The 13,349-nt window shown below is 54.1% G+C and carries 8 protein-coding genes and 1 tRNA gene; 2 read left to right on the plus strand and 7 right to left on the minus strand.

All coding sequences use genetic code 11. The features are described from left to right. Nucleotide 1: 1 nt before the first annotated feature. On the minus strand, nt 2-961 hold the full coding sequence (locus GEAM_RS14975) for an FAD:protein FMN transferase (RefSeq protein WP_034792941.1): 960 nt from the start codon (nt 959-961) through the stop codon (nt 2-4). 66 nt (nt 962-1,027) lie between these two features. Beyond that, a complete protein-coding gene (locus tag GEAM_RS14980; RefSeq protein ID WP_034792943.1) occupies nt 1,028-3,805 on the minus strand; it encodes a flavocytochrome c in 2,778 nt (925 codons plus the stop codon). Nucleotides 3,806-4,564: 759 nt separating this feature from the next. Here GEAM_RS14980 and GEAM_RS14985 point away from each other — a divergent pair. Next, nucleotides 4,565-6,079: an anion permease gene (locus tag GEAM_RS14985; RefSeq protein WP_034792945.1), complete on the plus strand. Its 1,515-nt coding sequence runs from the start codon at nt 4,565-4,567 to the stop codon at nt 6,077-6,079. A 191-nt stretch (nt 6,080-6,270) separates the two neighbouring features. After that, complete coding sequence (fumA, locus tag GEAM_RS14990) at nt 6,271-7,920, plus strand: class I fumarate hydratase FumA (RefSeq protein ID WP_034792947.1); 1,650 nt, start codon at nt 6,271-6,273, stop codon at nt 7,918-7,920. 132 nt (nt 7,921-8,052) lie between these two features. Here the strand turns inward: fumA and GEAM_RS14995 are convergent, their stop codons facing one another. The 5 genes from GEAM_RS14995 to recJ all read right to left on the minus strand — a co-directional run bounded on the left by GEAM_RS14995 (nt 8,053) and on the right by recJ (nt 13,349). Continuing rightward, entirely contained in the window at nt 8,053-8,382 is a 330-nt protein-coding gene (locus GEAM_RS14995; protein WP_034792948.1) for a hypothetical protein, read from the minus strand. 202 nt (nt 8,383-8,584) lie between these two features. Then, nucleotides 8,585-8,658: transfer RNA gene (locus tag GEAM_RS15000), tRNA-Gly, on the minus strand. 153 nt (nt 8,659-8,811) lie between these two features. Further along, the gene (lysS, locus tag GEAM_RS15005; RefSeq protein WP_034792949.1) at nt 8,812-10,356 is read right to left on the minus strand and encodes a lysine--tRNA ligase; all 1,545 of its coding nucleotides are present in this window, start codon (nt 10,354-10,356) and stop codon (nt 8,812-8,814) included. Nucleotides 10,357-10,365: 9 nt separating this feature from the next. Further along, a protein-coding gene (prfB, locus tag GEAM_RS15010) for a peptide chain release factor 2 (protein WP_100936909.1) occupies nt 10,366-11,464 on the minus strand; the annotation gives its coding sequence in 2 pieces (ribosomal slippage) (nt 10,366-11,388 and nt 11,390-11,464; 1,098 coding nt in all). A gap of 151 nt (nt 11,465-11,615) precedes the next feature. Continuing rightward, nucleotides 11,616-13,349, minus strand: a complete 1,734-nt coding sequence (gene recJ, locus GEAM_RS15015; RefSeq protein WP_034792952.1) for a single-stranded-DNA-specific exonuclease RecJ — start codon at nt 13,347-13,349, stop codon at nt 11,616-11,618.

A 13,349-nucleotide genomic window follows, 5' to 3' on the forward strand; every position in this document is an offset into this window, starting at 1 on the left:
CTCAGCGCAGCAGCTGGTAGCTATTATCCAGCAGCGTGAAGCCGAACTGGCGGTGGGACGAGCAGATAATCTGCTGCTGTTTAGTGACAAAAATCGCCTCGATATGTGCAAGGTCTTGCAGATACTCGAGGCTTTTTTCTACCCCCATGCCATACAGCAGCGTGGTGTAGATATCGCCGTCGATGGAATCCTCAGAAATCACCGTCACGCTCTGCAACTCGTTATCCAGCGGATAGCCGGTTTTCGGGTCGAGAATATGGTGATAGCGGCGGCCGTCCAGCTCGAAATAACGCTCGTAGATGCCCGACGTGACCACCGATTTGTTGCTGACGTGGATCACCCCCAGCAGCGCATCTTCGGCGGCAAACGGCTTTTTCAGCCCAATCCCCCAGCCCTCTTGCCCACTGGCGCCCAGCGTCTGCACATTGCCGCCGAGGTTAATCAGCCCTTGCGGCACCTGCTCCGCCAGCAGGAAATCCCTCACCACGTCAGCGATATAACCTTTGGCTATCGCGCCTAAGTCGATTTCCATTCCGGCGTGCTGCAAGAAGACGGAACGCGCGGCGTCATCAAGTATCACGTCACGGGGGTTGGTCAGGGCAAGCAGGCTTTGCAGGTCACTGGCGGCAGGCACGCTGTGGCCGTTGAAGCCAATCTTCCAGCGTTTTACCAGCGGGCCGATGGTGAAGTTGAACAGGCTGTCGTTGAGCAAGCTCACGGCCTTGGCGCGTTTAATCAACTCGTAAACCGGCTGGCTGACCTCCACCGGGTGGCTGCCCGCCGCGTGGTTTACCGCCATCACTTCAGAGTGCGGGCGATTGACCGTGAAAATGTTCTCTTGCTGTTTGATCAACCGGAAAACGCGTGACGCCAGACTCTCATTATGTTCAAACAGCTTGAGCAGAATGGGAGAGCCCATCAGCACGGCGGAGTAAGCATAAATTCGATCGTCTGGCGTCATAGATTTATCTCGTCAATCAAGTGGATAAAGCCTGCGCGCCGGGGAAGCGACACAGGCTATTCGCCGTTATTTCATGGAGAAGCGAGCGGCGTTGCGTCCTGCAAGAATACCGAAGATGATGATATCCGCAACGGCATTACCGCCAATTCGGTTGCCGCCGTGGATGCCGCCGACCACTTCACCGGCGGCGAATGCGCCGTTCAGCGCCTGCTGCTGGCTGTCCAGCACGCAGGTTTCGGTGTTAATGGTCACGCCGCCCATGGTGTGGTGAACCCCCGGCGCGATGCGAATGGCGTAGAACGGCCCCTGATTGATTGGGTGGCGCATCGCCGTGGTGCGGCCAAACTCGGCGTCGTGCTGCTTATCCACCGCCACGTTGTAAGTCTCGAGGGTGGCGAGGAAGGCGTGGAAATCCATCTCCAACTTGTTAGCCAGTTCACGCGGAGACTCGGCGCTAATCACAAAACCGCGCGCGATATACTCATCGGCAGCCTTGTTGTTCAGTCGAATTTGCTCATCAAACACCACGTACGCGTATTTTTCCGGCTGGGCGATGATTTGCGCCGAGACTTTGTCGCGGGTTTCCATCTCATTAAAGAAGCGTTTCCCGGCCTGATTGACCAGAATCGCCCCGCCGCCGCGAATGGCTTCTGAAATCAGGTAAGAGGTAGTTTGCTCAACCGTTGGGTGGATTTGAATTTCGCCCATATCCACGGTATCAGCGCCGATGTTCTGCAAAATCGCAATACCGCCGCCGGTTGCACCTTTATGGTTGGTGGTGACGAAGCCGTCCAGCTCAGGGCGATATTTCACCACCATGTCGCGGTTGGCGCTGAAACCGCCAGTCGCCACAATCACGCTTTTAGCATTAATGGTCAGCACTTCGTTTTCATCGTTTAACAGCTCGACGCCTTGCACCGCGCCCTGCTCATAACGAATCTGAGTCACCGAGGTGTCGAGCATCACGTCGATATTGCGTTTGTTGAGGTTTTTCACCAAGCCGCTAATCAGGAAGCCGCCGACCGCGCTGCGATCCGCCGGGCGGTGGGTACGGTCGATGCTCATCCCGCCAGTGATAGTGATATCACTCAGCTCGATGTCGTGCTCGGCTAGCCACTCCACGGCCTGCGGCGCGCGCTCGACGAACTCTCTCAGCAAGACTTTGTTGTTCTTGAACTGGCCGCCCTTCAGGCTCTCTTGGTAGAACAGCTCTTTGCTGTCTTCAATGCCTTTGAGTTTCTGGAAGCGCGTTTCCGCCGCGTTCATGCCGACAGAGGCTTTGATGGTGTTGCCGCCAATAGTCGACATTTTCTCAACCACCAGCACTTTGGCCCCTTCATCACAGGCTTGGATCGCCGCGGCCAAACCGGCACCGCCGCTGCCAACCACGACCACGTCATAGCTTTGCGGCGCTGACGGGCTGCCGCCCTCTTCCAACAGCTGGGCTTTGCAGGATTTAGCGATAGCTTTTGAAACCGCTTTCTTCACGGCTTCGCTCTGCGTGGTCGCGCCAGTGACGGCGTCGACGTGCGGGCTGTTGGCATCCAGAATGCGGCTGCGGATGATTTCGAAGCTGGTGGTGAAGGCCACGTCCAGCTCGGCGTCGGCATCCAGCTCGATATCAGCAATGCGGTCGGTTTCCAGACTGACGTTGATCGCCAGCTGATGGGTGTCGTCCTGCACTTTTTCATTAAACACGCCGGCTTTGAATTTTTTCGACGTCATGCTCATGTCGCAGATCATCGCGTCGACCAGTGAGAAGCGCCACAGCGGCTCGGGGATGGTCAAGGCTTCGCGCTGGGTGCTGTCGATAAACAGCTCGAGTTTCTTATCTTGGGTGATGCGATCCGCCCAGTCCGGGTAGGCGATACAGGCTTTGCCGACCGCTACCATGTCGTAACCGTGCTCCAACGCCAGCTCGGCATCTTCCATATTCACCACGCCACCGACGCCCATCACCGGCACTTTAGCCAGCGTCTCAGAGCGCATCGCGACATATTTGTCGATCAGCGGCGTTGGATCTTGGCTATCAACAATCGACGGACGCAGGGTGTAACCGACGGAGAAGTGCAGGTAATCCAGACCGCGCGCCGCCAGCTTTTCCAGCAGGTACATGGTGTCAGCGAAGCGAATGCCCGGCTCTTCAATCTCTTCTGGTGAGAAACGGTAGCCGATAATGAAAGAAGGATCGGCGTATTGCTGGGCCATCTGATGAGTGATTTCCAGTACCGCCAGCGGGAATTTGGCGCGGTTTTCGCGGCTGCCGCCCCATTGGTCGGTGCGCTGGTTGGAGTTTGGCGAGAAGAATTGCTGAATCAGGTAAGTGTTAGCGCCGTGGATCTCCACGCCGTCGAAACCGGCTTCAATGGCGCGACGCACCCCTTCGCCAAACTTGGCAATCATGCCGTCCACTTCTTCGCTGGTCAGCGCAATCGGCGTTGCGGCACCTTCACGCGGCGCGGCCAAGGCACTTGGCGCGACCGGCGACTGGCCGCCAATCAGTTTTGGCTCGGTCATGCGGCCGCCGTGATAAATCTGCAATACGGCTTTTGAGCCTTTCTCTTTGATTGCTTGAGCAATTTTTGCCAGACCCGGCACTTTGCTGTCGCTGTCGATACCAATAGCGCCGGGGAAGGCCAGACCTTTGTCGTCGATAAAGCAGCACTCGACGATAACCGTGCCGATGCTGCCAGCACGGGCGCGGTAGTATTCCACCAGTTCGCTGTTCACCGAGCCGTCGTAGAAGCCAGTGCAGGTGGTCATCGGTGCCATCAGGAAACGGTTTTTCAACGCGGTGCCGTTTGGCAGAGTAATAGGACTCAATAACCGATCGCGATTTTTCATAATAATTAACTCCAACCTAAAGTGTTTAATATTTTGTGAATTCGGTATCGGATTGATTAATTCTTTTTAGTTAGTCTCCGCTCTCATGGTATTAATATATTACTTTCTTTACTTTCATAATCTCTAACCTTAGTTATTTAACTATTTACCTATTAATATTCCGCTGTATTTATTAATGCATTGTTAAATGACAAATAGAATGTTCACAATTCATCAATTATCCACCAGCTTTATATTTAATTAGCCCCAACTACTTAATGAGGAATAGCCCCCCAGCAGGCGCGTCTAGCGCAAAAAGATAAATAATCAATAAATTTCAATGAATTGAGATTAATTCACTTGCAAGCAAACCTCCTGACGGCGAGAGAAAGAGCACTCATTACTAAAATTCCTAAATTAATTTCACTTAAAAACCCCCGCTAAAAATTAACCCTTATTTTTATGCATGATTAAAAAGTTAAATATAAATAGGTTTTCTTGATCCAGATCAAAAGCAATAAATAGGAAAATCGCATTATATAAATAACTCCTCCCCATTAAGGGGGATATCCCTACCAAATAATGAATATCAATAATGGAGCAACGTAAATGCCGCCATTAAATAGCTTAAGAAAGTTAAGTAACTAAAAAAATCAAAAACAGACTGACTTTATTACGCAAACCTACCCAACAGAGCCGTTAAGAGCCCGCAGTGAACACTCCTGCCGCTCGCGAGATCTTGGGTACTCAGAATTCTCAACTACTTGTTAGGTCAAACCTATGACTGATATCTCCAAAACAACCATGGTGACACCGCCGGTTAGCAAAGTGTCAGGCGGCAAAAAAAACCGCCTGATGATGATGCTTATGCCAATCCTGGTGGCAGTAATTCTGTTGCTCATTCCCGTTCCTGAAGGCTTGCAGCCTCACGCATGGCACTTCTTCGCGGTGTTCGTTGGCGTCATTGTGGGGCTGATTTTTGAGCCTCTCCCCGGCGCAGTGATCGGCCTAACCGGCGTGGTAGTGATTGCGCTGTTCAGCCAGTGGCTGCTGTTTAGCCCGGCAGAACTGGCTGACCCGAAATTCAAAATGGCAGCACAGTCCTTTAAGTGGGCAGTGAGCGGCTTCGGCAACTCCACCGTGTGGCTTATCTTCGGCGCATTCATGTTTGCCGCTGGCTATGATAAAACCCAGTTTGGTCGCCGTCTGGCACTGATTTTAGTGAAGTATCTTGGCCGCCGCAGCCTGACGCTGGGCTACGCCATCGCCTTCGCCGACCTGCTGCTGGCGCCTTTCACTCCGTCAAACACGGCGCGCAGCGGTGGGACTATCTACCCAATCATCGCCAACTTGCCGCCGCTGTACGGCTCTAAACCGAATGACCCAAGCGCGCGCAAAATCGGCTCTTACCTGATGTGGGTTGCCATCACCGCCGCCTGTATTACCAGCTCCATGTTCCTCTCCGCGTTGGCACCGAACTTGCTGGCACTGGGCATCGTTAACAGCATCACCGGCATCAATATCTCTTGGGGCATGTGGTTCTTCGCCTTCCTGCCAGTGGGTCTGTTACTGCTGCTGACCATGCCGCTGCTGGCTTACTGGCTCTACCCGCCAGAAGTGAAAGTGAATGACGAAGTGCCGCGCTGGGCCACCGCCGAGCTGGCAAAACTGGGCAAAATGTCCCGTCATGAAATCCTGCTGCTGGTGTTCGTATGCTGCGCCCTGATGATGTGGATTTTCGCCGCCAGCTTCATCGAACCTGCGATGGCAGCCCTGCTGGTAGTGGTGCTGATGCTGTGGACCGGCGTGCTGAACTGGAACGACATCACCAGCAACAAACCGGCGTGGAACACCTTCGCATGGTTCGCCACTCTGGTGGCTCTGGCCGACGGCCTATCTCGCACCGGTTTCATCTCTTGGTTAGGTAAAGAAGGCGCGGTGATGATGGGTGGTATCTCTCCGGGGACAGCGACTATCGTGCTGCTGCTGGCGTTCTACCTGCTGCACTACCTGTTTGCCAGCACCACGGCGCACACCACCGCCCTGTTACCAGCGATGCTGACCATCGGTGCCGCAATCCCAGGCATCAACCTGCAAGTGTTCTGCCTGCTGATGGTCACCTCTCTCGGCGTGATGGGGATCATCACCCCATACGGTACTGGTCCAAGCCCGATTTACTACGGCAGCGGTTATCTGCCAACCAAAGACTACTGGCGCTTAGGGACCATCTTCGGCGCACTGTTCTTAGCCGCCCTGCTGTTTATCGGCTACCCTTGGATGGCCATGCTGTTCTAAAGGAGGATTAATTTGATACTCAAGCCATTAACAGTGCTTTTACTCAAATAAAACATCCCCAGCCTGTTGCCAGCCAATCACCTAGGCTGGCAACATACACACGAATAAAAACGTCGCCCCCGATCTACCCGAAGATCACCCCAGGAAGTCGTTGTACCCATGGCGGCAATAACGGATTAAGTGAGAAAACAATGTCGAATAAAACTTTCCATTATCAAGATCCATTCCCTCTCGCCAAAGAGGACACCGAATACTATCTGTTAACCCGTGACCACGTTTCAGTTAGCCAGTTTGATGGCGAAGAAGTGCTGAAAGTCGCGCCAGAAGGTCTGACTTTGCTCGCACAGCAAGCTTTCCACGACGCCTCCTTCATGCTACGCCCAGCTCACCAGAAACAAGTAGCAGCCATCCTTGATGACCCGGAAGCCAGCGAGAATGACCGTTATGTCGCGCTGCAATTCCTCAGAAACTCTGAAATCGCCGCCAAAGGTATTCTGCCAACCTGTCAGGACACCGGGACTGCGATCATCATGGGTAAAAAAGGTCAGCGCGTGTGGACCGGCGGTGGCGACGAAGCCGCGCTTTCCAAAGGCGTGTACAACACCTTTATCGAAGACAACCTGCGTTACTCGCAAAACGCCCCGCTGGATATGTATAAAGAGGTGAACACTGGCACCAACCTGCCAGCGCAAATCGACCTCTACAGCGTGGATGGCGACGAATATAAATTCCTCTGCGTCGCTAAAGGCGGCGGCTCGGCCAACAAAACCTATCTTTATCAAGAAACCAAAGCGCTGATCACCCCGGCTAAGCTGAAAGATTATCTGGTCGATAAAATGCGTACTTTGGGCACGGCTGCCTGCCCGCCGTACCACATCGCCTTCGTGATTGGCGGGACGTCAGCAGAAGCCACGCTGAAAACCGTGAAACTGGCCTCTACTCACTATTACGATGGCCTGCCAACCGAAGGTAACGAGCACGGTCAGGCGTTCCGCGACGTAGAGTTGGAAAAAGAGCTGCTGGTGGAAGCCAATAACCTCGGCCTCGGCGCACAGTTCGGCGGCAAATACTTCGCGCACGATATCCGCGTGGTTCGTCTGCCACGCCACGGCGCATCTTGCCCAGTCGGCATGGGCGTCTCCTGCTCCGCCGACCGTAATATCAAAGCCAAAATCAACCGCGACGGTATCTGGATCGAGAAGCTGGAAGACAATCCGGGTAAATACATCCCTGAAGCATTGCGCCAGCAGGGTGAAACCGGCGTGGTTGAAGTTGACCTCAACCGCCCGATGAAAGAGATCCTCGCGCAGTTGTCTGAGTATCCGGTCTCAACTCGCCTCTCACTGAGCGGCACCATCATCGTTGGCCGCGACATTGCGCACGCCAAGCTGAAAGAGCGTCTGGATAACGGCGAAGGTCTGCCACAGTATGTGAAAGATCACCCGATTTACTACGCGGGCCCGGCCAAAACTCCTGAAGGTTATGCTTCCGGCTCACTCGGCCCAACCACCGCGGGCCGCATGGACTCCTACGTCGACCTGCTGCAATCCAACGGCGGCAGCATGATCATGCTGGCAAAAGGCAACCGTAGTCAGCAAGTCACCGACGCCTGCCACAAACACGGCGGTTTCTACCTCGGCAGCATCGGCGGCCCGGCTGCGGTACTGGCTCAGCAGAGCATTAAGAGCCTCGAGTGCGTCGAGTACCCTGAACTGGGGATGGAAGCTATCTGGAAAATCGAAGTGGAAAACTTCCCGGCGTTCATTCTGGTGGATGACAAAGGTAACGACTTCTTCGAGCAGATCCGCATCAACCAGTGTGCTAAGTGCGTCGTGAAGTAAGCTCGCTTAACGCTGAAATGCAAAAGCCCGCCATTCACGGCGGGCTTTTTATGGTCTGGAGCAAGCAAATTCGGGCACCACACCCATAAAAAAAGGCCGGATAACCGGCCTTCAGTGTGGAGAACAAGTCGATTAGTTAGTGACTTTATTCTTCAGGTCTTCGCTACCCTGCTTGGTTTTATCCCAAGCTTTTTCCGAACCTTCTTTGGTTTTATCCCAGCCTTTTTTGGTGCCTTCAGACACTTTGCTGGTGGTAGAGTCGCGCTTACCTTCTGCGGCGTGCTTAGCTTTCTGCTTCTGCTCTTCGCCTTTATTCTGCTCTTTGTGCAGTTTTTCTTTCGCAGTATCTGCACCTTTGTGCGCTTCAGCGACAGTTTCATCCGTTGCGTGGCTGACGGTATCAGCAGCAAACACTGGGGAAGCCAGTAAAATCGCGGACAGAGCAATAATTGCCTTTTTCATAATATTCCCTCATTGGACAGATACGTTTATTACAACCTGATATCAGCATGGACCCGTTTTAGTGCATACGCTGTAAGAATAGGACTAAAACAGAAGAATGCTCAGCGTTCTGCATAAAAATTGAGCATATAAAACGTTTAGAGGGGATATAAACAGCGTTTAGTAAGCTTTGGGGCGGCGGAACGGTCTGGTACGGAAGATTTGGAGCGGGTGAAGGGAATCGAACCCTCGTATGCAGCTTGGGAAGCTACCGTTCTACCATTGAACTACACCCGCTTAGGTGTGCGTGGGCATTATAACCCGTTACGTGTGGTGAGCAAGGCGTGTTTTGCGATATGCGCTTGAGATTTAAGCGGTTAGTTTTTCGCGGGGCTTTGGGCATCAAAAAGGGAGCCGAAGCTCCCCTTTGTTTTACTGGCCGTGACGAACTTACTTCGTTGGGCGCAGCGCTGGGAACAGGATCACGTCGCGGATGGTGTGGCTGTTGGTGAAAAGCATAACCATACGGTCGATACCGATACCCAAGCCAGCCGTCGGCGGCAGGCCGTGCTCCAGCGCGGTGACGTAGTCTTCGTCGAAGAACATCGCTTCGTCGTCGCCTGCGTCTTTGGCTGCAACCTGATCGGCGAAACGCTGTGCCTGATCTTCTGCATCGTTCAGCTCGGAGAAGCCGTTACCGATTTCACGACCGCCGATGAAGAACTCGAAGCGATCGGTCACTTCTGGGTTCTCGTCGTTACGGCGCGCCAGCGGAGAAACCTCTGCTGGGTATTCGGTGATGAAGGTTGGCTGGATCAGCTGCGCTTCAGCGGTCTCTTCGAAGATCTCAGTTACGATGCGGCCAAGGCCCCAGTTCTTCTCAATCTTGATACCGATGGACTCCGCGATCGCCGTGGCTTTCGCCATGTCGTCGAGGTCAGCAACGTTGGTTTCAGGACGGTATTTGCAGATGGCTTCTTTCATCGTCAACTTGGCAAAAGGCTTGCCGAAGTCGAAGGTCTGGTCGCCATAAACGATCTGCGGGTTGCCGTCATTGACTTGCTCAGCCAGCGTACGGAACAGGCTCTCGGTCAGGATGATCAGGTCTTTGTAATCCGCGTACGCCATATAGAGTTCCATCATGGTGAACTCTGGGTTGTGACGCGGAGAAACGCCTTCGTTACGGAAGTTGCGGTTGATTTCGAATACGCGATCAAAGCCGCCAACCACTAAACGCTTCAGGTACAGTTCCGGCGCGATACGCAGGTACATGTCGATATCAAGCGCGTTATGGTGAGTGATGAACGGACGAGCCGCAGCGCCGCCTGGGATCACTTGCATCATCGGCGTTTCCACTTCCATGAAGCCCTGATTGACCATAAAGGTACGGATCGCAGCCATGATTTGTGAACGCACTTTGAAGGTTTTGCGCGATTCGTCGTTAGCAATCAGGTCGAGATAACGCTGACGGTAACGCGTTTCCTGATCCGCCAGACCGTGGAATTTGTCCGGCAATGGACGCAGCGCTTTGGTCAGCAGACGCAGTTCAGAACAGTGGATAGACAACTCACCGGTCTTAGTTTTGAACAACTTACCGCGAGCACCCAGGATATCGCCCAAGTCCCACTTCTTGAATTGTTCGTTGTAAATGCCTTCGGCCAGATCATCACGAGCAACGTAAAGCTGAATACGACCGCCCACGTCCTGCAAGGTAACGAAAGAGGCTTTACCCATAATACGACGCGTCATCATGCGGCCAGCGACGGTTACTTCAACGCCTAAATCTTCCAGCTCTTCGTTCTCTTTGCTGTCATATTTAGCGTGAATTTCGTCAGAAATGCTGTCACGACGGAAGTCGTTCGGGAAAGCGATGCCGGTTTCACGCAGTGCAGCCAGCTTCTCACGACGCGCCTTCAGCTCGTTGTTCAGATCTGGTACTTGCTCAGCGCCCTGCGCTTTTGATTGCTGTTCAGCGGACGGTTGTTGCTCAGACATTTTGGTTCCTCATAACCCGGCTTTCAAACTTGCTTCAATGAATTTATCCAGGTCGCCATCCAAAACGGCCTGCGTGTTTCGTGTCTCAACGCCAGTGCGCAGATCTTTGATACGTGCGTCATCGAGCACGTAAGAACGAATCTGGCTACCCCAGCCGATGTCTGACTTGTTGTCTTCCATCTGCTGTTTATCAGCATTTTTCTTTTGCATCTCAAACTCATAAAGCTTGGCTTTCATCTGCTTCATGGCCTGATCTTTGTTCTTATGCTGAGAACGGTCGTTCTGGCATTGGGTCACAATGTTGGTTGGAAGGTGGGTAATACGTACCGCAGATTCCGTTTTGTTAACGTGCTGACCACCCGCACCTGACGCGCGGTATACGTCGATACGCAGGTCGGCAGGGTTAATTTCAATCTCGATATCGTCATCCACTTCTGGGTAAACGAAGGCCGAGCTGAAGGAGGTGTGACGACGGCCGCCGGAGTCGAACGGGCTTTTACGAACCAGACGGTGGACGCCGGTTTCCGTGCGCAGCCAGCCGAAAGCGTAGTCACCGGTTATCTTGATGGTGGCTGATTTGAGGCCCGCGACGTCGCCGTCAGACTCTTCAATCATCTCTGTTTTGAAGCCTTTGGCTTCGGCCCAGCGCAGGTACATACGCACCAACATGCTGGCCCAGTCCTGAGCTTCTGTGCCGCCGGAACCGGCTTGGATATCCAGATAGCAGCTTGCGCTGTCGTATTCACCGGAGAACATGCGACGGAATTCCAACTGCTCAAGCTTGGCGGTCAGTTGGTCGAGTTCTTCTACGGCTTCGTGGAAAGTCTCTTCGTCGTCAGCTTCAACCGCCAGTTCCAGCAAGCCTGACACATCGTCACGGCCCTGAGTTAACTGGTCGATGGTTTCAACGATAGCTTCCAGTGCGGAACGCTCTTTGCCCAGCGCCTGTGCGCGCTCTGGCTCGTTCCAAACGTCCGGCTGTTCCAGCTCGGCGTTAACTTCTTCTAGGCGCTCTTTCTTGGCATCATAGTCAAAGATACCCCCTAAGGACGTTTGTCCGCTCGGACAGGTCCTGAATTCGGTTTTTTACCGGATTAATTTCAAACATGATTTTCGCGTCTTACGTTGATTCGGAGTTGGCCCAATGCCATTCGAACCGCTGATTCTAGCGGAATTAGCGGCCCTTTTATAGCAAGTTGCTGTTTTTTTAGCGCCGTCGGTTTGAGGACGCCAAGGCTATCGGCAGGGGTGAAAATGGCCTATTTCGGCCACAAATGCTGAATGATCAGCTGAACGCTGCGATTTCCGCGATATTCATTAATATCCAGACGATATGCCAGTTCAACTTCTCGCACGCTGCTGTCCGGCCAAAAAGTCGGATCGATGTTAAACGCAATGCCATCGAGCAGTGGCCCGCCGCCAATAGGCTCAATCATCAGCTTCAGGTGGCGCTCTTTCAGCAGCTTTTGTTGCAGAATGCGGAAACGCCCGTCGAAGGTCGGCTCGGGGAAGGACTGCCCCCAAGGGCCGCCGTCGCGCAGCAGCTCGGCGGTATCAATCGTCAGCTCCTGACCCGCCAGCTCGCCATCAGACCAAATCACGCCTTCCAGATGTGACGGATCCAGCCATTCGCCAACCAGCTCGGCAAAACGGTCGCGGAACTCGTCGAACTTGGCCTCTTCCAGCGATAAACCTGCCGCCATCGCGTGCCCGCCGAACTTCATCATCAGCCCCGGATGCAGCGTGTCGATACGCTCAAGGGCATCACGCATATGTAACCCAGCAATCGAGCGGCCAGAGCCTTTCAGTACGCCGTCGCCAGCAGGAGCAAAAGCAATGACCGGACGGTTGAAACGCTCTTTGAGGCGTGAAGCCAAAATGCCCACCACGCCCTGATGCCACTCGGGGTGATACATCGCCAGACCATAAGGCAGCGCGTCGCTGCTGCTTTCCAGCTTATCGCACAGCGCCAGCGCTTCGACCTGCATCCCCTGCTCGATTTCCCGACGGGTTTGGTTCAGTGCGTCTAAATCACTGGCCAACGCCCGCGCCTGAGCGATGTCGTCACTGAGCAGTAACGCCACGCCAACGGACATATCGTCTAGACGCCCGGCCGCATTCAAACGCGGGCCGAGGGCAAAGCCGAGGTCACTGGCCGCCAACGTGCGCGCTTCGCGATTCGCCACCTCTAATAAAGCGCGGATCCCCGGACGGCACTTGCCGGCGCGAATACGGTTCAGACCCTGATAAACCAAAATGCGGTTATTGGCATCGAGAGGCACCACGTCAGCCACGGTGCCCAGCGCCACTAAATCCAGCCACTCGGCGAGGTTCGGCGCGGTCAGCCCCTGCTCTTCAAACCAGCCGCTTTTATTCAATGCGGCGCGAAGGGCCAGCATCAAGTAGAAGGCTACGCCAACGCCCGCCAGCGATTTGGAGGGGAATTCGCAACCGTGCAAATTAGGGTTAATGATGGCTTCGGCGGCAGGCAGGGTGTCGCCCGGCAAGTGGTGGTCGGTGACCAACACCTGAATACCTTTCTCGTGGGCTAAGTCGACGCCCGCGTGGGAGGAAATGCCGTTATCTACCGTCAGGATCAACTCGGCACCGCGCGCGGCGGCCTGCTCAACCACTTCCGGGCTAAGCCCGTAACCATCTTCAAAACGGTTAGGCACCAGATACTTTATCTCGCTGCAACCCATGCTGCGCAGCGATAACACGGTCAGTGCGGTGCTGGTCGCGCCATCGGCATCGAAGTCGCCCACCACCATAATGCGCAGGCGGTCGCGCAGGGCTTTCTGCAATAATTCTACGGCAGCATCAATGCCATCAAGTTGCTGATATCCCAGCAATCCTTTAACACCGCGCTCAAGCTCCTGCGAACCTTTAATACCGCGCGCGCTGTATAAGCGGCGCAGTAACGGGGAAAGCTCAGCAGGAAGGTTAGCGCCGTCAGTTGCCTGACGACGACGAAGTTGGGTCTGCAAAGTCAC

The sequence above is a fragment of the Ewingella americana ATCC 33852 genome, from assembly GCF_000735345.1.
GTDB classification, from domain to species: Bacteria; Pseudomonadota; Gammaproteobacteria; order Enterobacterales; family Enterobacteriaceae; genus Ewingella; species Ewingella americana.